This is a genomic window from Glaciihabitans sp. dw_435, from assembly GCF_018449675.1.
In the GTDB taxonomy this organism is placed as follows: domain Bacteria; phylum Actinomycetota; class Actinomycetes; order Actinomycetales; family Microbacteriaceae; genus Glaciihabitans.
This window is the reverse complement of record NZ_JAAVUZ010000001.1, coordinates 421073-442330: the sequence shown is the minus strand read 5'-3', so window position 1 is coordinate 442330 and position 21258 is coordinate 421073. Positions and strand designations below refer to the sequence as shown.

30 protein-coding genes are annotated in these 21258 nt (G+C 66.9%); 18 read left to right on the top strand and 12 right to left on the bottom strand.

Going from position 1 to position 21258, the window contains the following annotated elements:
- The first annotated feature begins 40 nt into the window (after positions 1-40).
- The 5 genes from HB677_RS02120 to HB677_RS02100 all read left to right on the top strand — a co-directional run bounded on the left by HB677_RS02120 (position 41) and on the right by HB677_RS02100 (position 5111).
- Positions 41-397 carry a MerR family transcriptional regulator gene (locus HB677_RS02120; RefSeq protein WP_213813987.1) on the top strand — a complete coding sequence of 119 codons (357 nt, stop codon included), beginning with the start codon at positions 41-43 and terminating at the stop codon, positions 395-397.
- An 82-nt stretch (positions 398-479) separates the two neighbouring features.
- Entirely contained in the window at positions 480-1214 is a 735-nt protein-coding gene (locus HB677_RS02115) for a VOC family protein (RefSeq protein ID WP_213813986.1), read from the top strand.
- A 56-nt stretch (positions 1215-1270) separates the two neighbouring features.
- Positions 1271-2275, top strand: a complete 1005-nt coding sequence (locus tag HB677_RS02110) for an alpha/beta fold hydrolase (protein WP_213813985.1) — start codon at positions 1271-1273, stop codon at positions 2273-2275.
- A gap of 92 nt (positions 2276-2367) precedes the next feature.
- Positions 2368-3045, top strand: a complete 678-nt coding sequence (locus tag HB677_RS02105) for an SDR family NAD(P)-dependent oxidoreductase (protein ID WP_213813984.1) — start codon at positions 2368-2370, stop codon at positions 3043-3045.
- A gap of 56 nt (positions 3046-3101) precedes the next feature.
- On the top strand, positions 3102-5111 hold the full coding sequence (locus tag HB677_RS02100; RefSeq protein WP_213813983.1) for an AarF/ABC1/UbiB kinase family protein: 2010 nt from the start codon (positions 3102-3104) through the stop codon (positions 5109-5111).
- 22 nt (positions 5112-5133) lie between these two features.
- Here the strand turns inward: HB677_RS02100 and HB677_RS02095 are convergent, their stop codons facing one another.
- On the bottom strand, positions 5134-5775 hold the full coding sequence (locus HB677_RS02095; protein ID WP_213813982.1) for a phosphoribosyltransferase: 642 nt from the start codon (positions 5773-5775) through the stop codon (positions 5134-5136).
- A gap of 126 nt (positions 5776-5901) precedes the next feature.
- Between HB677_RS02095 and HB677_RS02090 the strand changes: the two genes are divergently transcribed.
- Entirely contained in the window at positions 5902-6378 is a 477-nt protein-coding gene (locus HB677_RS02090; protein WP_213813981.1) for an SRPBCC family protein, read from the top strand.
- 40 nt (positions 6379-6418) lie between these two features.
- On the opposite strand, the gene HB677_RS02085 is transcribed toward HB677_RS02090, so the two are convergent.
- The 4 genes from HB677_RS02085 to HB677_RS02075 all read right to left on the bottom strand — a co-directional run bounded on the left by HB677_RS02085 (position 6419) and on the right by HB677_RS02075 (position 7912).
- Entirely contained in the window at positions 6419-6715 is a 297-nt protein-coding gene (locus tag HB677_RS02085; RefSeq protein WP_213813980.1) for an SHOCT domain-containing protein, read from the bottom strand.
- Between the two features lie 23 nt (positions 6716-6738).
- Positions 6739-7005: a DUF6325 family protein gene (locus tag HB677_RS18245; RefSeq protein WP_307852456.1), complete on the bottom strand. Its 267-nt coding sequence runs from the start codon at positions 7003-7005 to the stop codon at positions 6739-6741.
- The gene (locus HB677_RS18930; protein ID WP_374193755.1) at positions 6908-7165 is read right to left on the bottom strand and encodes a DUF6325 family protein; all 258 of its coding nucleotides are present in this window, start codon (positions 7163-7165) and stop codon (positions 6908-6910) included. The genes HB677_RS18245 and HB677_RS18930 overlap by 98 nt, the downstream gene beginning before the upstream one ends.
- Before the next feature lie 96 nt (positions 7166-7261).
- Positions 7262-7912 carry a DNA alkylation repair protein gene (locus HB677_RS02075; protein WP_213813978.1) on the bottom strand — a complete coding sequence of 217 codons (651 nt, stop codon included), beginning with the start codon at positions 7910-7912 and terminating at the stop codon, positions 7262-7264.
- A gap of 132 nt (positions 7913-8044) precedes the next feature.
- On the opposite strand from HB677_RS02075, the gene HB677_RS02070 reads away from it, so the two are divergent.
- Positions 8045-8419: a DUF4180 domain-containing protein gene (locus HB677_RS02070; RefSeq protein ID WP_255546116.1), complete on the top strand. Its 375-nt coding sequence runs from the start codon at positions 8045-8047 to the stop codon at positions 8417-8419.
- Here HB677_RS02070 and HB677_RS02065 read toward each other — a convergent pair.
- Both HB677_RS02065 and HB677_RS02060 read right to left on the bottom strand, forming a co-directional pair.
- Positions 8369-9985 carry an ABC-F family ATP-binding cassette domain-containing protein gene (locus HB677_RS02065; protein ID WP_213813977.1) on the bottom strand — a complete coding sequence of 539 codons (1617 nt, stop codon included), beginning with the start codon at positions 9983-9985 and terminating at the stop codon, positions 8369-8371. The two genes, HB677_RS02070 and HB677_RS02065, sit on opposite strands and share 51 nt — an antisense overlap.
- Positions 9948-10664: an SRPBCC domain-containing protein gene (locus HB677_RS02060; protein WP_213813976.1), complete on the bottom strand. Its 717-nt coding sequence runs from the start codon at positions 10662-10664 to the stop codon at positions 9948-9950. Before HB677_RS02060 ends, HB677_RS02065 begins: the two co-directional genes overlap by 38 nt.
- Before the next feature lie 215 nt (positions 10665-10879).
- On the opposite strand from HB677_RS02060, the gene HB677_RS02055 reads away from it, so the two are divergent.
- Positions 10880-11254 (top strand): hypothetical protein, encoded by a 375-nt coding sequence (locus tag HB677_RS02055; protein WP_213813975.1) that lies wholly within the window; start codon positions 10880-10882, stop codon positions 11252-11254.
- An 80-nt stretch (positions 11255-11334) separates the two neighbouring features.
- Complete coding sequence (locus HB677_RS02050; RefSeq protein ID WP_213813974.1) at positions 11335-11691, top strand: TIGR02611 family protein; 357 nt, start codon at positions 11335-11337, stop codon at positions 11689-11691.
- Positions 11692-11717: 26 nt separating this feature from the next.
- Here HB677_RS02050 and HB677_RS02045 read toward each other — a convergent pair whose 3' ends face one another.
- Positions 11718-12110, bottom strand: coding sequence for a DUF1294 domain-containing protein (locus tag HB677_RS02045; RefSeq protein WP_307852442.1), 393 nt, complete (start codon positions 12108-12110; stop codon positions 11718-11720).
- Positions 12111-12271: 161 nt separating this feature from the next.
- On the opposite strand from HB677_RS02045, the gene HB677_RS02040 reads away from it, so the two are divergent.
- Positions 12272-13021 (top strand): putative protein N(5)-glutamine methyltransferase, encoded by a 750-nt coding sequence (locus HB677_RS02040; protein WP_213814150.1) that lies wholly within the window; start codon positions 12272-12274, stop codon positions 13019-13021.
- Between the two features lie 6 nt (positions 13022-13027).
- On the opposite strand, the gene HB677_RS02035 is transcribed toward HB677_RS02040, so the two are convergent.
- Positions 13028-13438 carry a PPOX class F420-dependent oxidoreductase gene (locus HB677_RS02035; RefSeq protein ID WP_307852441.1) on the bottom strand — a complete coding sequence of 137 codons (411 nt, stop codon included), beginning with the start codon at positions 13436-13438 and terminating at the stop codon, positions 13028-13030.
- Positions 13439-13587: 149 nt separating this feature from the next.
- Between HB677_RS02035 and HB677_RS02030 the strand changes: the two genes are divergently transcribed.
- Complete coding sequence (locus tag HB677_RS02030) at positions 13588-14082, top strand: CarD family transcriptional regulator (RefSeq protein WP_213813972.1); 495 nt, start codon at positions 13588-13590, stop codon at positions 14080-14082.
- 10 nt (positions 14083-14092) lie between these two features.
- Here HB677_RS02030 and HB677_RS02025 read toward each other — a convergent pair whose 3' ends face one another.
- Both HB677_RS02025 and HB677_RS02020 read right to left on the bottom strand, forming a co-directional pair.
- Positions 14093-14422: an ATP-dependent DNA ligase gene (locus tag HB677_RS02025; RefSeq protein ID WP_213813971.1), complete on the bottom strand. Its 330-nt coding sequence runs from the start codon at positions 14420-14422 to the stop codon at positions 14093-14095.
- A gap of 45 nt (positions 14423-14467) precedes the next feature.
- A complete protein-coding gene (locus HB677_RS02020) occupies positions 14468-14827 on the bottom strand; it encodes a hypothetical protein (protein WP_213813970.1) in 360 nt (119 codons plus the stop codon).
- 61 nt (positions 14828-14888) lie between these two features.
- On the opposite strand from HB677_RS02020, the gene HB677_RS02015 reads away from it, so the two are divergent.
- The 7 genes from HB677_RS02015 to HB677_RS01985 all read left to right on the top strand — a co-directional run bounded on the left by HB677_RS02015 (position 14889) and on the right by HB677_RS01985 (position 20336).
- The gene (locus tag HB677_RS02015) at positions 14889-15980 is read left to right on the top strand and encodes a glycerate kinase (RefSeq protein WP_213813969.1); all 1092 of its coding nucleotides are present in this window, start codon (positions 14889-14891) and stop codon (positions 15978-15980) included.
- 80 nt (positions 15981-16060) lie between these two features.
- On the top strand, positions 16061-16642 hold the full coding sequence (locus HB677_RS02010) for a sigma-70 family RNA polymerase sigma factor (RefSeq protein WP_213813968.1): 582 nt from the start codon (positions 16061-16063) through the stop codon (positions 16640-16642).
- The gene (locus HB677_RS02005; protein ID WP_213813967.1) at positions 16632-17405 is read left to right on the top strand and encodes a hypothetical protein; all 774 of its coding nucleotides are present in this window, start codon (positions 16632-16634) and stop codon (positions 17403-17405) included. The genes HB677_RS02010 and HB677_RS02005 overlap by 11 nt, the downstream gene beginning before the upstream one ends.
- Before the next feature lie 108 nt (positions 17406-17513).
- On the top strand, positions 17514-18245 hold the full coding sequence (locus HB677_RS02000) for a PspA/IM30 family protein (RefSeq protein WP_213813966.1): 732 nt from the start codon (positions 17514-17516) through the stop codon (positions 18243-18245).
- Between the two features lie 26 nt (positions 18246-18271).
- Positions 18272-18706, top strand: a complete 435-nt coding sequence (locus HB677_RS01995; RefSeq protein WP_213813965.1) for an NUDIX domain-containing protein — start codon at positions 18272-18274, stop codon at positions 18704-18706.
- An 11-nt stretch (positions 18707-18717) separates the two neighbouring features.
- Positions 18718-19392 carry an NAD(P)-binding domain-containing protein gene (locus HB677_RS01990; protein WP_307852455.1) on the top strand — a complete coding sequence of 225 codons (675 nt, stop codon included), beginning with the start codon at positions 18718-18720 and terminating at the stop codon, positions 19390-19392.
- A gap of 122 nt (positions 19393-19514) precedes the next feature.
- Positions 19515-20336 (top strand): arginase family protein, encoded by an 822-nt coding sequence (locus tag HB677_RS01985; protein WP_307852440.1) that lies wholly within the window; start codon positions 19515-19517, stop codon positions 20334-20336.
- A 15-nt stretch (positions 20337-20351) separates the two neighbouring features.
- Here the strand turns inward: HB677_RS01985 and HB677_RS01980 are convergent, their stop codons facing one another.
- On the bottom strand, positions 20352-21149 hold the full coding sequence (locus HB677_RS01980) for an NAD(P)-dependent oxidoreductase (RefSeq protein WP_213813963.1): 798 nt from the start codon (positions 21147-21149) through the stop codon (positions 20352-20354).
- Positions 21150-21258 lie beyond the last annotated feature (109 nt).

Sequence of the window (21258 nt, the reverse complement as noted above, 5' to 3'; positions counted from 1 at the left end):
TGTGACATCAGTGTTAAGGTCAAGCGGGAAGGAACAACGCATGCGCATCGGTCAGCTCAGCCGGGAGACGAAGACCAGTCCCCGCTCCCTTCGGTACTACGAAGAGCTCGGGCTCATCGCGACAACGCGGCAGCCGAACGGGTATCGGGAGTACTCAGAGGCGACCGTCGACACCGTCCGGACCATCCGAACCTTGCTTGACCTCGGGTTTCCGACATCGCTGGTCGGCGAAGTCCTCTCCTGCAACACGACCGACCCTCTTCGCGACGACTGCTCGAACGTCGTAACCCGCATGGCGACCATCCGGGACGAGATGGAGGCGAAGGCTCAGCAGCTGGGTGCAACAAGCCGCACGCTCACGTCGTTCATCGAGCGAGCATCGGCCGTCTCCCGCTGACCAGCGACAGCCACACCGAGAAAGCCGGTGGCGCCGACACATCGTTACCCACAATCGGTCTCCCCATGAATAGTGTTGCGACATGGCGCTGCGACTCGTTCAGGTGAATATTAAGGCTCGGGATGACGCGGAGCTCGGTCACTTCTGGGCGAACGCTCTTGGCTGGGGCATCTCCAGCGAGGGTCCCGGCGTCACGAATCTCGAACCCATCGGCTTCTCGTGGCCGGATCCGACCGCCGTCTGCATTGACCTCGTCACCGTCCCCGATCCGGAAACTGTTCACTACCGGGTGTACCTCGAACTTGCCACCGCGTCTGCCGATCATCGCGAGGAACTGATCACCCACCTGACAGGCCTCGGCGCGACATCCGCCCCATCGGCCGATGGCGTCGCCAGCACGGCCTTCGCCGACCCGGAGGGCAACGTCTTCCGGGTGTTGGAGCCGCTGGCGGTCGACGAGGAAACGGGACCGATTGCCGTCGTGGTGGTTGCCTCGGCGGACCCGCGGGAGATGGCCCGGTTCTGGGGTGGGGCCATGGACTGGACCGTGCTGCACGCCACCGACGATCTCGTCCGGCTCCGGTCATCCGCGGGTGTTGGTCCGTTCCTGGAGTTCCGTCGCGGCGACGTCCCCGCCTCCGCGGTCTCCCGCATTCACCTCGACGTGGCGCCCTACCCCGGTGACGATCAGGCCGCCGAGGTCGCGCGCCTGCAGTCGCTCGGCGGTGCCCCGGCGGACGTCGGCCAGGGCGATGTGCCGTGGAAGGTTCTTCGGGATACCGAGGGCAACGACTTCTGCGTGCTGTCCCCGCGCTGACGGCCCGGCCAGCGCCGTGTGAAACACTTTATGGTCAGTCCAGGAGGTAATCACGCATGGCCCGCACCGTTCGAACGAAGGATACGGATGTCACGGTCTCGCGCGTGTACTCGGACGATGGCGCGGTATTTGTCCGCATCAGCACGATCGGCACCACCGGCACCCGGCCGTTCATCCTCGTTCCCGGCATCGGGGTCTCCTCCAACTACTTCGAGCGTCTCGCTCCCAACCTGAACGAGTTCGGGCCCGTGCACGCGCTCGATCTTCCCGGGTTCGGCGGAGTACCCCATCCCGACTCCGCCATGACGATTCGCCACTATGCGGACCTCGTCGGTCGGGTCATCGACACGCTCGGGCTCGACGACCCGGTGCTCGTCGGCCACTCGATGGGCACGCAGGTCGTCGTCGACCTGGCGGCGCGCAGGCCCGAGCTGTCGACTGTTGTTTTGATCGGTCCCGTCATCAACCCCGACGAGCGGCGCATTGGGCTGCAGGCAATCCGGTTCCTTCAGGCGGCCGTGCACGAACCGGGACGGGTGAAGTTTCTCGCCGTGAGCGCGTACCTGTTCTGTGGGGTCAAGTGGTTCTCACGAATCCTTCCGAAGATGATGCGGTTCCCGATCGAACGGGCAATGCCCCACATCGCGGCGGACACCCTCATCATCCGCGGCGAATATGACGCCGTCGCGCCGAGGGCCTGGGTCGAGCGGGCTGGCCGTCTCATCCCGTCGTCGCGCCTGTGGGAAATCCCGCACGCGGCACACTCGGTGATGCACGCCCACGCCCAGGAAGTTGCGAGACTGTGCGTCGAACACGCGCGGCACCCGTTCCAGCCCTCCGAAGCGCGTGAACTGCACGTCTACGAGAATGCAGGCACCGGGGACGAGAAAAGGGACTTCGACCCCTCCGCCGCCGATGTGATCCAGGCGGTCACGGGTCGCGCCACGGAAATCGGCGTCATCATCCGGGGCGACGACGAGGCCATCGCCGAGGGGAAGACCAAGCACGCGGAGGCGATGAAGCGGGCGCGACGCGCGGCCGACCCCTCGGTCGACGACTGAGGCCTCTTCCTTACCTTCCCGGCGGACCGTGTCGGTGTCACACCCGACCTGCCCGGCGCCCGAAGATCGCTTCAGGCATCTACGGTGGGCGTATGGATCTGGATCTGAAGAATCGCGTGGTGTTGGTCGTCGGTGGAACGGGACTCATCGGGCGTGCCGTCGCCGCTCAGCTCCGGCAGGAAGGCGCTGTCGTGGTTACGGCAGCGCGAGGCGGCAGTGCAGACGTGGTGGTGGACGCCTCCGATTCCGCGTCCATCGACGCCGCCATCGCCACCGTGCTCGACCAGCACGGGCGTCTCGATGGGCTCGTCGTAACCGCCGCCCCGAGCGCCCGCACGCTCGATCAGTCCCGCAATGCCGACCCGGCCCAGGTGGCGGATGCGTTCGAGGCAAAGTCGATGACCTTCCTCCGACTCGCGAACGCGGTCATCCCGCACATGCGCGCATCGGGATTCGGCCGCATCGTCGGCGTCAGCGGTCAAAACGCGTTGACGACGGGAAATATCACCGGCTCGATCCGCAATGCAGCCCTCATCATCGCCGCGAAGAATCTGGCCGACGACCTCGCCGGCACCGGCGTCGCGGTGAACACGGTCAATCCCGGAACGGTGACCCCGACGCCCAGCAGCACGATCGAGCACGGTCGCCCCGGCGAGTCCACGCCCGAACAGATCGCGGACCTCGTGACGTTTCTCACGTCCCCGCGAGCAGCCGTGTCCGGTGAGTCGATCGCCGTCGGCCACCGCATCCGGGGCATTGTGTCGTTCTAGACAGCGCCGGAGCGTCCTAGGGTAGAGCCACTGCCGACTACCGAGGGGATCTCACCATGCTTGCCGATGTCCTCATCGTTGTTCTCGGTGTGATCTCGGCGGTCCTCGTCGGGTACGCAAGCCGCAGGATCCTCGATACGCCGGTCGGCTGGCCCCGCAGCATCGTGGTCGGCGTGCTCGTGTTCGTCTGTGGGCTGCCATTCGGATTCTGGGTCGCGAAGCAGAGCGGGATCGTCTCTGCCAGTGGAGCGCTGCAGAGTTCCGCACTCATCGCGACCGTCGTCGTCGTTCTGTCCGTCGCGTGGGTGTTCGCGATCGGGGTCGGAATACTCGTCGCTCTCGAGCTCGTCTGGCCAACGGCATCCCTCCGCAATCCCATCACCGAAATTCGCGCAGCTCTCCGCCAGCGCAAGCGCACCCGCCGGTATGCGCAGATTCTGGCCATTGCGTCCCGTCGCGGTGTCGGGTGGGTCTTCCACGGGCGCACGCACGCCAACGGTGGGCACGCGACGTCAGAGGAGCGGGCGGCGGCCATCGTCGACACCATCAACGAATCGGGCGTCACGTTCGTCAAGCTGGGCCAGGTGCTGTCCACACGGCGCGACCTGATTCCCGAGCCGTATCTCAGCGCCCTCGGATCCCTGCAGTCGGCCGCGACGACGCTGCCGTGGGAGACCATTTTGTCCACGATCGAAGCGGAGCTCGGCCGACCGGTGGCCGAGGTATTCGGTTCCATCACCGAGACTCCCCTCGCCGCGGCATCCGTTGCCCAGGTCCACACGGCGGTTCTGGTGGACGGAACACCCGTGGTGGTCAAGGTGCAGCGGCCCACCGCGCGGGCGCAGGTCGAAGCCGACGTTGACATCATCGTGCGCCTGGCCGAGCGAGCGGAGCGGCACTCCCTGCAGGCGCGGGACCTTCACGCGGAGTCGATCGCGCGCGGGTTTACGACGACTCTGCTCGACGAGTTGGACTATCGCGTCGAATACAACAACACGGAGATGCTCCGGTCGACGATGCGATTGATCGACGGTCACCGCCACTCCGACGACATCACGATCACAGTGCCCACGCTCTACCCGGACGCCAGCACGCGGCGCATGATCACGATGGACATCGTCGAGGGTGTGCCGCTCAGCGCGGCGACCGACCGACTGGCGGCGCTCTCGTCGGAGGAACGTGACGCGCTCGCGGTGGGACTCATGAACGCAGTGCTCGAGCAGATTCTCGTGTACGGGGTTTTTCACGCCGACCTTCACCCGGGAAACGTAATCCTGAAGCCCGATGGCAATCTCGGGCTCATCGACTTCGGTGCGGTCGGCATCCTCGAAAGAAGCCAGCGCCAGAACCTGGCCACCTTGCTTCTCGCCGCCTCTGCCGAGGACGACATCGCCGCAACCGACGCGCTCCTTCTGATCGTCCAGGTTCCGGATGATGCGGACGTCGACGCGTTTCGCCACGACATCGGTGTCGTGCTGACCACTGTGCAGCACCGTCCGAGCGGCAGCAGCTCCATCTTCACCCTCATGCTCGATGTCATCCGGCAGCACCACATCGCACTGCCCGCCACGCTGTCCTCCGCCTTCCGCAGCTTTGCGACCCTGGAGGGGTGTCTCAAGGTTCTCGTGCCCGACTTCGATATGGCCGAGCGCGCGCTCTCCCACATTCCGGCGTTGACCCGGCGGATGCTCAATGTGAAGCGGCTCGCGATATCCGCTCAGGCCCAGGCGGCCGTGGTCTCTGCTTACGCGCGCAAGCTCCCGCGTCGGATCGAGTCGCTCGGCTCCCAGCTCGAACGCGGGACGCTGAACGTGCGGGTCCGCTCGCTTGCCGACCCCGCTGACCAGTGGTTCGTCGGGGTGCTCGTCTCCGAAGTGCTCGGCGTACTGGTGTCGATCACGGCGGTCGTCATCGCCATCGTGTTGATTGTCTCGTCCAGCGGACCCCTGCTGGCTCCCGGGCTGCACCTGTTCGACCTTCTCGGGGCGTTCATCGGTTTCCTCGGGTTCCTCGGCATCCTCCGCACCGTACGCAGGATCTTCATCCGGCGGCCCCGGGCCCGCTGACGCTGCGTTGCGCGACCGCCGACTACCGATGCACGCGGGCGAGCAACGACACCACCTCGTCCGTCGTCGTCGCCGCGAAGTCGGTGTAGTGACTGCCCACCGCAAAAAAGCGGTCGGGCATGGCCACGCACACCACGTCGTCGGCCTCATCCATCCGGAATCCCGCGGGAGCGACCGGCGCCGCCATCACGATGCGGGCGGCACCACCCGCGCGGACGGCGAGGCATGCGGCTCGTGCCGTCGCACCCGTCGCGATTCCGTCGTCAACGGCGATGACAACGCGGCCGGCCAGGTCGAGGCGTGCCCGTCCGTGTAACAGGGCGGCACGGTCATCCACTTCCGTCCGCTCCCGCTCCCGAAGGGCTGCGATCCCGGCGGGAGTGAGCCCGGAGTAGTTCACGAGCGACTGGTCGAGCACGACGACCCCACCCTCGGCCACGGCCCCCATCGCGAGCTCTTCCTGAAAGGGCACCCCAAGCTTGCGCACGACGACCACCCCGAGTTCCAGCCCCAGTGCCGCGGCGATTTCGAACGCCACCGGAACGCCACCCCGGGGAATTCCGACCACCACGGCATCCGTGTGACGAAAGCGATCCAGCCGCGCTGCGAGCCTCCGACCGGCGTCGACACGGTCCGTGAAGACCACCGGAGCATCCCCCGCCATGACCACGCATCCCCTTCCATGCCACCGAAATCCGTCTCCACCAGTGTCATTCGGGCTCCTCATCCGCAACAGTGGGAGAGGGCATCTGCCCGCCCGGCAACCTCGACGCGACAAGGACGACGCGACATGACCGACCGAATCGACCCAGCACTCGACCTGAGCATCTCCCGGGTCATCCACGCTCCCCGCAACGCCGTGTGGACTGCGTGGACCACGCCAGAGACCTTCGAACAGTGGTGGATTCCGGCGCCCGCCGTGTGCAGGGTCGCGGCGATGGACCTGCGACCCGGCGGCGCCTTCCAGACGCTGATGAGCGAGGACGGCTCCGACTTCGTTCCGCACATGACGGGATGCTTTCTCGCCGTCGACCCCGGCGAGCGCATCATTTTCACGACCGCGCTCGTCGCGGGTTTCCGCCCGGCCGCCGACCCGTTTATCACCGCGGTCTTCACGCTGACGGATCATTCCCTCGGTACCGAGTACGTCGCAACCGCGCTGCACCCCACGAGCGCCGTGCGCGAGCTTCACGAAGAACTCGGCTTCTACGAGGGATGGGACGCCGTCACCGCCCAGTTGGCAGCGCTGGTCGAGAACACCGAATAGGGACGAGGACAGCGGATGCCCCGGGCGGGAGCGCCCCGATTCACGCGAGCAACTTCGCCTTCGCCGACGCAAACTCCTCGTCGCTCAATACGCCCTGCTGACGCAGCGCCTCGAGCTTCTGCAGTTCCGCCACCAGGTCCACACCCGGAGCCTCCGGCGGGAGGTTTGCCGCGGCCTGCTCGGACTCGTACTGCTCGCTCTGCCACTCCTCCGTGGCCCGGGCCTGCTGGTGGCGCCGCATACCGCCGGTCACTGCGGTCGCGGTCCCGGCGACGACAGCGGTGCGTGCCGCGAGGCCGAGAAGACCGGGCCGCCCGAAACGTCTAAACAGGGGCATGATTCCTCCTATGCTCGCTACTCTCAGCGGCTCAGTTCGGTCAGGACCGCGTTGACCAGGGGTGCCGGAATCCGGTCGGTGTGCACGACAAACCCGCCGGCATCGGCAATGCGGTTGGCCAGGTTCTTCGCCCACAACAACTCGACCACGAGCAGCGCCGCCGCGGTGCCCAGGGGCAATTCCTCCGCCAGTTCATGAATGTCGTTGTCCGACGCCAGCCCACTCGCCTCGAGTTCTACGGTTCCGAACCCGTACTCGTCGCTGACGTCCTCGACATCGACGGCACTGATCTCCCCCCGTCTCAGACCGGCTGACTACCACGAGGTCGAGCAGCCGAATGGTCTCCGATTCGATGAGTTCGGTGATGGCACCCGTCACTTCCGGTGATGGGCGGTCATCGTTGAACGCGATGAGAAGAAATTCCACGGGACCGTACGTGAACGACGTCATGACTACCTGCTTCCGGGAGAGACAACGATTGTGATCCCGGCCGCGCACGTGTTCTTCACCCTTCGCAGGTGAGCGGCCTGGGTGTGTCGGAGACCGTCAGCCGCCCGCCACCGTGAGGTCGGGGCGACTCCGCGCGACCTCCGCCTCCACGGCATCGATCGCCTCCCCCACGATCACGCGGTCATCGGCGCCACCCATGGGGCCGTCCCGCAGCGCCTTCGCGTGACGGGCGAACCAGTCCCAGTCTCCCCGGCCCGCCTTCAACGCGCGCAACGGCGACAGCAGCGCGGCACGCGACAGCCAGACGTCCGGATCGTGCACCCAGCGGTCGAGCACGACCCTGGCCTTCGTCTGAGCCGCGCGATCGAGCCCATCGATCAAGGGGCCGATCACATCGGTCGCAAGCGGGTCGACCAGGTCGCGCAGGCCAGCGCCGCGCACAAACCCTTCCATCCGGGTCAGGTCGGATACCCGCAGCATCCCGAGTCCCGACTGCAGCAGCACTACCGCCGCCTGCCGTCGCTCGAACACCGGAAGCGACCACAGTTCCGAGCTGAGCGCGGTGATCTCGTCGTGGCCGAGCGCCGGATACCGCCGCTCCATGTCTCGGATCGCCCCGCGAACGGCGCCGGTCGACGCCCCATAGAAGCTCAGGCTGCTCGCCAGGCGTTCCCGTGCGTCATCGGCGCGATACCAGTCGCCCTCCCGTTGCAGCGCGGCGTCAACGAACTCACCGGCATCACTCACCCGCCCATTGTCCGCCCGAACCCGGTGCGCGTAACAATCGACCACACGCACCCCACATCGCCTACGGTCTCTGTCATGCGCACAGACGACAGGGACGGCACCGTCGTTCTCTTTATCGATCCCGGTTGACCGCTGATCGCGACGTCCAACGACACATCAGACCTCATTGGGAACGCGTGGATGACCCACGCCGACGTCATCGCTGTGCCCGTCGAGCGCCTCGATCCCGCGTTCTTCCGGCTGAGCACACTCTTCGCCGGCGACCTCACACAGAAGGTCGTGAACTATCACCTGAGGCTGGCCGTCATCGGAGACGTCACCGCGTGGGAACGGGAATCGGACGCGTTCCGCGACTTCGTCTGGGAGTCCAACCGGGGTAACCACATCTGGTTTGTGCCGGACGAGGCGGCCCTGGACGCAAAGCTCGCTCCGCGCAGGGCCGCCCACCGTCTGCGCTCACAGCTCGGTGATCACACCCCCGGCGGCCAGCTCGATGGTCAGGGTTAGGCCGAGACGCGCGAGAAACCCATCATCGTGGCTCACCACGATCACCGCCCCGCGGTAACGCGCAAGGGCGCTGACCAGTTGGTCCACGCTCGCCAGGTCGAGGTTGTTCGTCGGCTCGTCGAGCACCAGCAGCTGCGGCGGCGGTTCGGCGAGCAGCAGCCGCGCGAGTGCCACCCGGAATCGTTCCCCGCCCGACAGCGAGCCGACGGGACGGTCGACGGTGGCGCCGCGCAGACGAAAACGCGCCAGACGATTCCGGATTGCCCCCGTCGACACGAGTGGCGCAAGGGCCCGCACGTTATCGAGCACGCTGGCGTTGTCGTCGAGCCCGTCGAGGCGCTGCGGAAGGTAGCCGACCCGGTCGGTGAAGAGCTCGCCGTCCGCCCGATCCTCGTCCGGGTCGGTGCCGCCGTCCCGGGTCGATACGCCGAGTAGCGTGTCCAGCAGGCTGGTCTTTCCCACGCCGTTGGCGCCGATCAGGGCCACGCGTTCGGGCCCCTGCACGACGACGGTGCGGTTGGTGCCCCGCAGTTCCGCGATGCGCCGGCCGGACGGGACATCCGGATCCGGAAGATCTACGTGGATGCTCTCGTCGTCGCGCACGCGGGACTCTGCTGCATCCAGTGCGGCCTGCGCCGACTGCACCTTGCCGTCCCCCTCGGTTCGGAGCTTGCCTGCGGATACCTGCGCGTCGGACTTGCGCTGGTTCATGAGGATCTTCGCTCCCCGTTTGTTCTCGAAACTGGTCTGTGCAGACCGGGCCCGGTGGGCCAGTTTCGTCTCCGCTTCGATGCGCTGTCGTTTCTCCGTCGCGACAACCTGTTGTGCCGCCCGTGCACCGTTCAGCGCGGCCGACTGCTCCAGATCGAGGCGTTCCCGCCAGCGGCTGTAGGGTCCCCCGAAGGTGGTGAGGCGCGACGCGTGAAGCTCCGCCGTGTCATCCATCAGCTCCAGCAGCGCCGTGTCGTGGCTGACGACGACGAGGGTTCCGCGCCAGGACGTGACGATCTCGCCCAGTCTCGCGCGCGCGTCACGATCGAGATTGTTGGTGGGTTCGTCGAGAAGGGTGATCGGCGCCTGAAGCAATCGCAACCCGGCGATCGCGACGAGCATCGACTCTCCGCCGGAGATCTCGTTCACCCGCCGTCCGAGGTCCTGGGCGCCCATCCCCAGGGGGCCGAGAATTTCGGCTGCTCGGGTCTCCACGTCCCAGTCGTCTCCGACTGTCGCGAAGTGCTCGTCGGAAATATCGCCGGATTCGATCGCCCGGAGGGCGGAAAGCTGGGGCGCGATACCGAGGAGCTCCGCGACGGTCGTGGCGACGCCGAGAGTCAGCGTCTGGGGAAGATGGGCGACCTCGCCCGTTGTCACGATGTGCCCGGAGGTGGGGCGAAGCTCCCCGGCGATGAGGCGGAGCAACGTGGACTTGCCGGCGCCATTGGATCCGACGAGTCCCGTGCGGCGCGCACCGAAGGTGCCGGTGACACCGGCGAGCGCGACCGCTCCGTCGGGCCAGATCAGCCCCACGTCAGTGAGGGAAATGGGTGAGTTCTTGAAGGTGGACATGCGTCTCCCGGGTAGTCAGTGGACGCACTGACCTGCAACGCCCGGGAATGGGGCGGTCGACGAGAGTCAGCGCGCGGAACGCGGCGTGAAACCGTCGAGAATCTTCACCGGATTGCCTAACCTCGGGGACAAGAACGCATCCAGTGTCGCAGAGCACCCGCCCACACACAACAGGTGCCCGGGTGCCTCGCTCCGGGTTGAAGCTCGTGACCAGACGGTCGAGAGTGCGGCTCCAGCCCTCGCGGATACCACTCGCGAGCCACTCGCCCACCCGATCCTCGGAGATGTACTCGGCAAGACGCAGCGTCAGCGTCAGTTCCGTCGCGTCCCCCACCTCCATGAACGTCAGGGTGATCACGATGTCCTCCCGCAGGTCGTGCAGGTCGATCTTCGGCCAGCCGTCCACGGCGCCCCAGATGAACGACAGCCTCTCGAACGGAACAATCTCGAGGTAGACGCCCCCGGTGACGTAGTCGGTCTCGGCGTCCAGGACCATCTTTTGGCGCCAGGTGCCGCCCACCCACAGTTCGAGTTCGATCGGCTCGTCCGCCGGCAGCCCGTCGTTGAAGAACCACTGCAGGTCGGCGGGATTGGTCCACGCCTTGAAGACTAGTTTTGGCGGCGCATCCACTATCCGCACCAGCGTGAATTCCCTGAGTGATGCGTCCGACTCGACCACGATTGATTGCCTCCCACGGTGGAGGACACGGTATCTGCGGGAGATGCGCCCGCACGCGTCCTTCTTCTCAAGTGGCGTCGCTACCAGCTTCCATCGTCGAGCCGGTGTGGGCAAGGCACCGGGCCCGATTGGTTGGCGTGGCCCTTGGGCGCAGGGCGGGCCGGACGTAGGGTGAGGATGACCGTAATCGTCAATGCGCACACCCGGGGGTTCCGATGACCGAATTCGAACTGCAGTCGCTCTGGTCGAAGGCCCGGCAGCACGTGATCGTCTCGCAGCTGGCACCCACCTTCCTTCTTATCGTCTCCGTCGCCTTGCTGATGGCGGGGCTCGGACACGCGAGTGTGCCGATCAAGCTCGCGGCCGCCGGAATTCTGCTGGCATCGGGCATTCTCGGCGCCGTCGCCCAGGTCTCCTCGGCGAACGAGGCGCTGGCCATCGCCGACGAGGTGAGCACGGTTCCGGGAACCGGCCCGCTCAGCAGCCGGATCGCCGCCGAACGTCCGTGGATCAATGTGGTGCGCCTGCTCACGCCCGCGATCTTTGTGCTGATCTACCTCGCCCTGTTGTGGGCCCTGTTCATCAACTGATGTCCGTCTAAAACACAAGCCCCAGGCGTTTCGGGAGGGACATGGTGGTCTTTCCCAGCCGCAGCTTCTAGATTCATGAAATGACGATTGCAGCGGCACGTAAGGTTCGGGATGACTCCACCCCGCGTCATCCGCTGATCCGGTGGTTATCGTCCACCCGCGCCCGTCTCGAGCACTACCCCCGCACCCGTTTCGTATATCGCGCGATCGTCGCCGTCATCGGCGTTGCCATCGTGTTGGTCGGTGTGGTGCTGATCCCGCTCCCGGGGCCGGGATGGCTCATCGTGTTCCTCGGCTTCGCCGTTCTCGGAACCGAATTTGCCGCCGCCCGACGGTTCAACGCCTTCCTCAAGCGCATCGTGCACCGCACGGCGGCCCGCTGGCGCCTGTACCGGGCACGGCGTCGTGCCGCGAACCGCACGAACGTCGCGCGCTGACGCCTGCCGGCATTCCCACGCCGGGACTACGGCACAGGGACCAGCGGCCACCCGAGCGCGACCAGCACCAGCAGGTTGACGGCGACGGTGATCCAGAAGACCCACCGGAAGCTCCGCTTCACGGTCTTGTGTCGCAGCGTCTGTTGAGCGACGATCGCCCCGGGCCATCCACCGGCCATCGCGACCAGGTGCAACGTTTTCTCGCTGATGCGTCTGCGCCCGGCAACGGCCGCTGACTTGTCCATCGCGTAGAGGACGAAGCACACCACGCTCGCCACGATGTAGACGCCGGCGACCCAGATCGGCAGCGCTCTGTGGGCGAGGATGACGCCGTAGACGACCAGAAGAACGACGATCGCGAGGTAGCTGGCCGCACCGGCACCGGAAATGCGGCGGGAACGGGAGGCTGCGGATCGCACGGATGGTGCCTTTGAACGGGAAGTGAGGGGTGGGGGGACACCCATGCTATTCGTCGGCGGCGATGCACCCTCGCGGCGCATCCGCGTAGCATGGCGCCACACCCACCACGAAGGACACTCTCACGACCGGTCCAGCCACGCCTCTTTCCCGGGACACCGCGATCGCCCGTCTGCGCGCCGCCGGCTGCGTCTTCGCGGAAGACGAAGCCGACCTGCTCCGTGCCGAGGCGACGACGGACGAAGACCTGCACGCGATGATCGCCCGCCGGGAAGCCGGGGAACCGCTGGAATACATCGTCGGCTGGGCCGAGTTCTGCGGCACACGGATGGTCGTCGCTCCCGGCGTTTTTGTGCCGCGGCACCGCACGGAATTTCTCGTGGACGTCGCCGGCGGGCTCCTCACCCGGGGTGGCGTCGTGCTCGACCTGTGTTGTGGTTCCGGCGCCGTCGGTGCGGTGCTGGCCGCGAGCCACCGAGACATTGAACTCGTCGCGTCCGACATCGACCCCGACTCGGTCGCCGTGGCCCGTCGCAATGTGGGCGACCGTGGACTGGTCGTCCTGGGCAATCTCTTCGACGCCCTTCCGCCGGACCTTGCGGGCCGCGTGACCGTGCTCGTCGCGAACGCCCCCTACGTTCCGACCGCAGAAATCGCGCTCATGCCGCCGGAGGCACGTGACCACGAGGCCCGCGTCACGCTCGACGGGGGCTTCGACGGGCTGGACGTGCATCGCGAGATTGCCGCGCATGCGTGCGAGTGGCTCGCTCCGGGCGGACACCTGCTGATTGAGGTGAGTGATCGCCAGGCGGATTCCGCGGCAGAGCTGTTCACCCGCGGCGGCCTTGTTGCCCGCATCGTCGCGTCGGACGAGGGGGACGCCACCGTGGTGGTGGGGCTCAGGGCTGTGTAGACCGGCTCAGGGCTGTGTAATCCGCAGGATGACGCGCGGTTTCTGCCGCTTCGCCGCCAGGCGTTCGATGAACATCGTGATGCGGTACTCGAGCCCATACTTACGGCGGATGATCGCCGTGATGCGCTCGCGGCTCGGGTCATCCGCAAGAATTATTGCCTCGGCAGTCACGGACACGGCGCCGTCGTCGACCTTTCCCATCCGGCCACAGGGGCGGAGCTCGACGTGGCCTCCGTTGCGGATGCGCTTGACCTTGCCGCTCTCCTCGGGCGTCGTCACGACGAGGGCGTCGCCGTCGCGGGCGATCCAGACGGGCGTGGAGACGGCCTCGCCGGTCTTGCGAAACGTGGTGAGCGACACAAAACGCTCGTCGCCCAGCGCGTCGAAGCCGGACAGGGATGGGGATGACACGGACACGGGCGGGCTCCTCGGATGGCGAATGCGCTACCACTCTGTCGGACGCTGCCTCCGGATACAACGCCTGTCGTCGCATTCGCGGTGACTGATACCGTCGCTGCACGACCCGCGCGGGTCCGCTCAGTTCGATGGATTGAAGGCGCCCGACAATGAACTTCGAAGTGGGAGAAACTCTCGTGTATCCGCACCACGGCGCGGTCACCATAACGAGAGTTCAGGACCGTGCGGTGAAGGGTGTCGAGAAGACCTTCATTACGCTCCGGGTGCACGCGAGCGATCTGGTCATCAGTCTGCCGACCGAGAGCGCCGAGCTCGTGGGCATGCGTGACGTCATCGACGAGGCGGGCATCGAGGCGGTGTTCGGGGTGTTGCGGGCGGAGATCGTCGAAGAGCCGGGCAATTGGTCACGACGTTTCAAGGCGAACACCGAGAAAATGGCGAGCGGCGATGTGTACCGCGTCGCCGAGGTGGTGCGGGACCTCTGGCGGCGGGAGCAACAGGGCGGCGTGTCCGCCGGCGAGAAGAGGATGCTGCTGAAGGCGCAGCAGGTGCTCGTCGCCGAGCTGGCGCTGGCCGCGGACAGCAGCGACGCCGAGGCATCCGCCCGCCTCGAAACCGTGCTGCAGACGGCTCCGGTCGAGTGAGCATCACGGGCTAGACGTGCGATTTCGGCTGGGGTGTCGTGCGCCCGGGTTCATCGATGAGGTACAGCCCCTGTGTCTGGTTCGCTGACACGGACAACTGCTCCAGCCAGTCCTTGTTGATGGCGTGCCGGACAGGCGACGAGAAGACGAAATAGAGGGGAATCGACTTTTCGATCCAGATGCTGCTGCGGCCGTTACCCACGGTCGGGTCGTCTTTCCAGGAGAAGAAGAAACCTTCGTGACGGCGGAGTTTGGCGGAAATGACGAGATGGAGATGGGCAAGAACCCGGTCATCGAACTCGATTTCCAGCTTGGATTCGCCGTACAGAAGTTTTCCCACTGACATCCGTCCTTTCTGTAGCCCGACGGCGAAGCGGACACCGCTTCAGGTAGCGGCGTCCGTTCCGTCGCTGAAGTCGTTGGCGTAGTCGCTGATGAGCGCATCCGGTCCCTGCTGGTGCTGCGGGTGAGGACTCGCCAACAGCGCCGCGCGCCGCGCGAGCTCCGCAATCGTGAGGTCGTCTTCGACCTCGACGAACGTGCCTTCCTCGGGCACGATGACCAGTTGGCTGGCCGGCCCGATGAGCAACTGCGCGCGCCCGACGTCACCGGAGTCGAGCGAAATGGGAATATCGATGGTGTCCGAGCTGTCCCTCTGCGAGAGCACCTCGGCGTATCGAACGATGGCCTCTGCCAACGTGTCACCGGTAATCACGGAGCCGCTGGCGTAAAAAATACGCTTCACCTCATCAGTGTTACTGCGCCTCGTCTGGTCGCTCAAGCCCCCCTCTCGTTATTCTGAGCGCGTGGAGAACACCGTCGTTATCGCACCGGACTCATTCAAGGGATCGCTGCCGGCACCCCGTGTCGCCCGGTCGATCGCCGAAGGATGGTCGCGGATTCGCCCGGGCGACCGGGTCGTGGTCCTGCCCCAGGCCGACGGCGGCGACGGAACCCTCGACGCCATCGAGGTGGCGGTGCCCGCCGCGACCTGGCATAGCGCCGGGCAGGTCACCGGGCCCGATGGCGAGCCGACGCCGGGGCGGTGGCTGGAGATGCCGGGAGGCATTGCGGTCGTCGAACTCGCACAGTCGAGTGGGTTGCCCCTGATGCACCGGCTCGACCCCGGCAACGCCTCCACGCGCGGGCTCGGTGAAGTGATTCGGGCAGCTCTGGCAACGACACCGCGCCGGCTGGTGATCGCGCTCGGCGGTTCGGCGTCCACCGACGGTGGTGCGGGCGCCCTGAGCGCGCTGGGCGTCACATTTGCGGATGCCTCGGGCGCCGCGCTCCCCGACGGTGGCGCCGCGCTCGTGCGGCTCCACACCGTCACCACGGCTGAACTTGCGCCTGCGCCACCCGATGGGGTGTTGCTCCTCACGGACGTGACGGCGCCATTGCTCGGTCCGCATGGTGCGGCCACCGTATTCGGTCCCCAAAAGGGAGCGACTCCGGCGCAGGTCGCGATGCTCGAGGATGCCCTCGCCCGGTACGCCGCCATTCTCGGCGGTGACCCCGAGGCGCCCGGAGCCGGCGCGGCCGGCGGCACGGGATTCGGTTTCGCGACGCTGTGGGGAGCGCAGACGACGCCAGGAGCCGCGCGCATCAGCGAATTGACCGGGCTCCCCGGCGCGATGGACGGCGCCGACGTGGTGTTGACCGGTGAGGGCAGGTTCGATGAGCAGTCGAGGGGCGGAAAGGTCGTGGGGTCCGTGCTGGCGCTGGCCGCGACATCCGGTGTCCGTTCCGGCATCATCGCGGGATCGCTCGCCGCCGATCCCGGCGTCTGGTCTGCCTCGCTCACCACCCTTGCCGGCAGCAGGGCCGCCGCGATGGGCGACACCGAGCGCTGGCTGCGCGATGCGGGTGCGGCGGCGGCACGGCAGCTCGGCGGATAGCGGCATCCGCACACGTCCCCAACCTTTAGAGTGCGTCGGGCGTCTTGGTAGTTAGAAGCTCTTCAGGAGGGGTCACATCCGTGTCAAGCAGCACAGCAGCATCGCACGCCCGCTGGGAACAGGTCGTCGAACGACTCGTTGCCGAACGTGGCGACGCGCTCACCCGGTACGCCTACTTCGTATCGGGGAGCCAGGATGACGCGGCAGACCTGGTGCAGGACGCCCTGGTCAAGACGTTCGGGCGCCTGCGCAACGGGTTTTCCGTTGCCAGCGCCGAGGCATACGTGCGCCGCGCCATCCTCAACACCTACCTCGACCGTGGACGCCGCACGAGCAGGTGGCGCAAGATCGCTCACCTCGAGACCGTCACGGAGATCGCCCCGGCAACCTCCGACGGCTCTGACCTGGCGCTCGACCTGCACGAGGAGCTTCGCAAGCTGTCGCCCCGCGAACGCGCCTGCCTCGTGCTCCGCTACTACGAGGACATGAAGGTCGACGACATCGCCGCGACCCTCGAGCTCAGTTCCGGCACGGTCAAGCGGTACCTGAGCGACGGCCTGTCGAAGATGGCCACGCGGCTGTCCGAGGATGCCCTCGACGAAGAAATTTCCACCGATTCGCACACCACCACCGACACCACAGGAGTACGCAATGCCAGCTGAACCGAACCTGCATGACCTGTTCCGCGCGGAGTCCGACTCCACGACCGGCTCGATTGACACGCAGAGCGTCATTCGTCGCAGCCGCCGGCGTCGCCTTCCCGCGCAGATCGGTGTGGGCTCCGTCTTTACCCTGGCGATCGCGGGCGTGGGCGTCGCCGGGATCACCGGTGTGCGCAACCTCGGCAACTCGGGAGGGTCCGCGTCCACCGCGAGCGACTCGAGCGTGTCGGCGACGGACTCACCGATGACTGCCGAGGGCGCTCCGACCGGGTCATCCGCCGGCGCGAAGCGCGCACCGGCGTCGCGCATCAACCTGTGCGGCGGAACCCTCGCCGAGGTCGCCCCCAGTGACTCGGGCCTCGTGCTCACCACCCACTTCTCCGACGCCGCCGTCGGCGCGAAGAGCGTCGCCGGCATCGTGACGCTGACCAACACCGGCACGGCGACGGTGAAGGGATGGACCGGCCCAACGCCCACCGTCACGCTGTCGCAGAAGGGCATCGTGCTCTGGCACAGCAACGGACCCGAAATCGCCCTGGGAGTGCAGGTCGACCTGGCTCCCGGTGAGTCGATGGACTACAAGACCACGTTCACACCTGTGGTGTGTGGGGTTGAGGATGACACGGCCGAGAGCTTCCGGGACGACCTGCCGGCAGCCCCGGCCGGCGTGTACCAGCTGTCCGCCGCGATGGATGTCTCCAGCGACGACACCGGGGACGCACTGCTGGTGACCGGCCCCCTGTCCAACATCACCCTGAAGTAACCGCAACTCCCGCACGACAATCGCCGTCACCGTCTGGGGTGGCGGCGATTCGTGGCATCCGGCCGCAATCGCTGGCTATCACTCAGGGTTTCGTGGAAAGCTAGCGGCATGGCAAAGCAGTCAATCCTCGGTCGTATCGCCCAACTCGCGAAGGCAAACATCAATGCCCTCCTCGACTCGGCCGAAGACCCGCAGCTCATGCTCGACCAGATGGTTCGGGACTACACCAACAGCATCTCCGAGGCGGAGAGCGCGGTCGCCCAGACGATCGGCAACCTGCGCCTGACGGAGCAGGACTACCGCGAAGACGTCGACAACGCGGCCGACTGGGGCCGCAAGGCGCTGGCAGCCAGCGCGAAGGCCGACCAGTTGCGGGCGGCCGGCAACGCGGGTGACGCCGACAAGTTCGACAACCTGGCGAAGGTGGCCCTCGGCCGTCAGATGTCGAGCGAGGCAGAGGCCAAGGCCGCCGAGCCCACCATCGCCTCCCAGACGCAGGTCGTCGACCAGCTGAAGAAGGGCCTCGACGCCATGCGCGGCAAGCTCGGCGAGCTGACCGCGAAGCGCAATGAGCTCGTCGCGCGCTCCAAGATGGCCGCGGCGCAGAGTCAGGTGCACGACGCACTGAAGAGCATCGACCTGCTCGACCCGACCAGCGAACTCGGGCGCTTCGAGGACAAGATCCGCCGCGAGGAAGCCAAGGTGCTCGGCCAGCAGGAGCTCCAGGCCTCCAGCCTCGACGCGCAGTTCGAGAGCCTCGAGAACATCGACAAGCAGACCGAGGTCGAAGCCCGCCTCGCGGCGCTGAAGTCCGGCGGCACTGCCGCCATCGGTTCCTGATCGACCAGCAGAGCCCCACCAACGACGTGGTCGCCCGCCCGGTCATCCGGGTGGCGGCCGCGCTCATCGTTGACGGCACCGGGCAGCTGCTTCTCGTGCGCAAGCGCGGCACCGGGATGTTCATGCAGGCCGGAGGCAAGATCGAACCACAGGAGACACCCCTGGCGGCTCTCGTGCGGGAGCTCGGCGAGGAACTGGGGCTGACCCTCGACGGCAACACATTCGAATACCTCGGCCGCTTCGACACACAGGCCGCGAACGAGCACGGCCACGATCTGATCGCCGAGGTGTTCGCCGTGGAGACCGACCAGGTACCGGTGGCGGCCGCCGAAATCGACGAGCTGCGGTGGGTCGATCCCGCCTCACACGAGGGCATTCCGCTCGCGCCCCTCACCACCGACGTACTGATTCCGCTCGCACTCGACCGGTGGACCCGCGCTGCCAACCCGCGAATCCACTGAGTGTCGGGAAGATTTCTCACGGACGGGCGGTTTCGGTTGACATGACAACAATCGGAATTATCGGTGCAGGACACATTGGCAGCCAACTCGCACGGGCTGCCACCCAGAACGGCTACGACGTCGTGATCAGTAACTCACGCGGGCCGGAGACGCTCAGTGAGCTCGTCGAGGAGCTGGGTCCGAAGGCCACCGCTGCCACCGCAGCAGGCGCCGCCGCTGCCGGAGACTTCGTCATCGTCACCGTCCCGCTGGGCGCCATTCCGTCCATCCCCGTCGAGCCCCTCGTCGGCAAGATCGTGATCGACACCAACAACTACTACTTCGAGCGCGACGGTCACATCGCGGATCTCGATAACGGCACCACCACCGTCTCGAGCATGCTGCAGGACCACCTTCCCCAGTCCAAGGTCGTCAAGGCGTTCAACCACATTCACTTCGACAAGATCCTCTCCACCGCGACGCCCGCCGGCACCCCTGACCGCCGCGCGCTCGGTACCGCGTCCAACTTCCCGGAGGCGATTGAGCTACTGACGACGTTCCAGGACGCCATCGGCTTCGCCACCGTCAGCGCGGGAGACCTCTCCGAGAGCTGGCGCCTCGACCGCGACCAGCCCGCATATGGCCCCCACCAGACAGTCGAGCAGCTGACCGCCAACATCGCCGCGGCAACCCCCGTCGGCAAGTAGCCGGACGCCCCGCGGTCACCCGCGGGGCTCCCCCCGCCCCCGCGCCGACGGTCGGTTCGGCCGACCACCGCTCAGAGCGAACGCTCCCCGCGCCGCAGGCGACGCGTGCCACACTGACATACGTGGCTGTCACCTTTGTAGTAGTCCCGCAATGGCAGGGATCCGGTTCTTCTCGTGCGATGCGATTGGTCGACGGGGCGCAGGCCATCCGCAATGACCTCCCCGCGTCCTCCACGGTCGTCGTCGATGTGCCCCTGGAGGCCGGCGACGAACAGGGAACGACGGTCTCGCGCCTGAGCTCCCTCCGCCTCGTGCGCGACCGTCAGCTGCAGGTGCTGCGGTCCCTCGACGACATCGCCGTCACCATCGGCGGAGACTGCGGTGTCGAGCTTGCCGCGGTCGAACACGCGCTGCGGGATCCGGATGTCGCGGTCGTCTGGTTCGACGCCCACGCCGATGCCAACTCCCCCACATCCTCGCCGTCCGGCGCATTCCACGGCATGGTGCTGCGCACGCTGCTCGGAGATGGTCCCGACGCCCTCGTTCCCGCTGCACCCCTGCGCGCGGACCGGGTCATCCTGGCCGGCACGCGGGCGGTGGATGACGCGGAGGCCGAGTATCTCAGCACCGCGGGCATCCCCACCCTGAGCGGCACCGACCTCACCCCGGAGTCGCTGGTTGCGGCGATCGACGCCAGCGGCGCGACATCCGTCTACCTGCACATCGACCTGGACGTTCTCGACCCCGCGGAGATCGGCGGTATCGGATACCCGGAGCCGTTCGGGCTGTCCGCCGTCGACCTCGTGGCCCTGATTCGCGCCGTGAAGGATCGTTTCACGCTCGCCGGCGCGGGTCTCGTGGAATTCGCGCCAGGTTCCGAGGAGCAGGCGTCCGATGACCTGCCCACGATCCTGCGCCTGCTGGGCGCCCTCACCCGCAAGTAGCGGGCAGCGCTCGAGCTAGAAGGGGCGCTGCCGGTCGAGCGTGAAGGCGGGCTCCGCCATCACGCCCGCCTGCTTGCCGACGGCGACGGGCTCCGTGTGGAACAGCGCGCTTGCGTCATCCTCGGGAAAGTATCCGAGAGCGTGGCCGCTGCTGAGATCGGCCCAGGAGTGCGCGTTGTTGGAGTAGGCGAGCAGCACGGCGAAGTCGTCTCCGTCACGCGTCATGGCGGCGATGAATGCCCGCACTGCGTCCGCGGGACTCAGCCAGACGCTGAGGTCGCGCGCCTCGACCGGCTGGGACTTGAACGCGCCGATCCGCAGGCACGTCGCGGTAAAGCCGAACTTGTCGACATAGAGCTGGCAGAGCGCCTCCCCGGCGACCTTGCTCACCGCGTAGAGGCCGTCAGGACGCACCGGCGAGTCGGATGAGACGGTGTCTCCCGCGTCGTACATGCCGAGCGTGCGGCCGGTGCTCGCGTAGACCACCCGGGAGACCTGGGCGGTGCGCGCCGCCTCGAGCAGGTGCCATGTGCCGATCACGTTGACCGAAACCAGGTCGTTGAAGTCGGCCTCGTCGGGAATGGCGGCGAGGTGGATGACACCGTCCGTTCCCTGCAGCGCGTGTCGCAGCTCGTGCGGGTCGGCGAGGTCGGCGATCACGGCGCGCTCCCCGAGCTTCAGGTCCGCGGGCTCCACCGTGTCGATAAGGATGAGTCCGGCGACGAGGGGAAGAAGTCCCTCGCGCAGCGTCGTCCCGATGCGGCCGGAGGCCCCGGTGATGGCCCAGATCTCGCGCGAAATGTCTCGTGTCATTCGCTCAGCTTATGCACCGGGTCATCCACCCGGCTGCCCCTTGCGGGCACGCGGTGTTGTTGACAACCGCCAATGGATTCCCGCGCGAGTGGGCGTCATCCTAGGCTCG

What these genes read in the sequence shown, in the direction of transcription:
- HB677_RS02120 (WP_213813987.1), top strand. Translation starts at nt 41, where the DNA reads ATGCGCATCGGTCAGCTCAGCCGGGAGACGAAGACCAGTCCCCGCTCC.
- HB677_RS02115 (WP_213813986.1), top strand. Translation starts at nt 480, where the DNA reads ATGGCGCTGCGACTCGTTCAGGTGAATATTAAGGCTCGGGATGACGCG.
- HB677_RS02110 (WP_213813985.1), top strand. Translation starts at nt 1,271, where the DNA reads ATGGCCCGCACCGTTCGAACGAAGGATACGGATGTCACGGTCTCGCGC.
- HB677_RS02105 (WP_213813984.1), top strand. Translation starts at nt 2,368, where the DNA reads ATGGATCTGGATCTGAAGAATCGCGTGGTGTTGGTCGTCGGTGGAACG.
- HB677_RS02100 (WP_213813983.1), top strand. Translation starts at nt 3,102, where the DNA reads ATGCTTGCCGATGTCCTCATCGTTGTTCTCGGTGTGATCTCGGCGGTC.
- HB677_RS02095 (WP_213813982.1), bottom strand. Translation starts at nt 5,775, where the DNA reads ATGGCGGGGGATGCTCCGGTGGTCTTCACGGACCGTGTCGACGCCGGT.
- HB677_RS02090 (WP_213813981.1), top strand. Translation starts at nt 5,902, where the DNA reads ATGACCGACCGAATCGACCCAGCACTCGACCTGAGCATCTCCCGGGTC.
- HB677_RS02085 (WP_213813980.1), bottom strand. Translation starts at nt 6,715, where the DNA reads ATGCCCCTGTTTAGACGTTTCGGGCGGCCCGGTCTTCTCGGCCTCGCG.
- HB677_RS18930 (WP_374193755.1), bottom strand. Translation starts at nt 7,165, where the DNA reads ATGACGTCGTTCACGTACGGTCCCGTGGAATTTCTTCTCATCGCGTTC.
- HB677_RS02065 (WP_213813977.1), bottom strand. Translation starts at nt 9,985, where the DNA reads ATGTCCACCTTCAAGAACTCACCCATTTCCCTCACTGACGTGGGGCTG.
- HB677_RS02055 (WP_213813975.1), top strand. Translation starts at nt 10,880, where the DNA reads ATGACCGAATTCGAACTGCAGTCGCTCTGGTCGAAGGCCCGGCAGCAC.
- HB677_RS02050 (WP_213813974.1), top strand. Translation starts at nt 11,335, where the DNA reads ATGACGATTGCAGCGGCACGTAAGGTTCGGGATGACTCCACCCCGCGT.
- HB677_RS02030 (WP_213813972.1), top strand. Translation starts at nt 13,588, where the DNA reads ATGAACTTCGAAGTGGGAGAAACTCTCGTGTATCCGCACCACGGCGCG.
- HB677_RS02005 (WP_213813967.1), top strand. Translation starts at nt 16,632, where the DNA reads ATGCCAGCTGAACCGAACCTGCATGACCTGTTCCGCGCGGAGTCCGAC.
- HB677_RS02000 (WP_213813966.1), top strand. Translation starts at nt 17,514, where the DNA reads ATGGCAAAGCAGTCAATCCTCGGTCGTATCGCCCAACTCGCGAAGGCA.
- HB677_RS01980 (WP_213813963.1), bottom strand. Translation starts at nt 21,149, where the DNA reads ATGACACGAGACATTTCGCGCGAGATCTGGGCCATCACCGGGGCCTCC.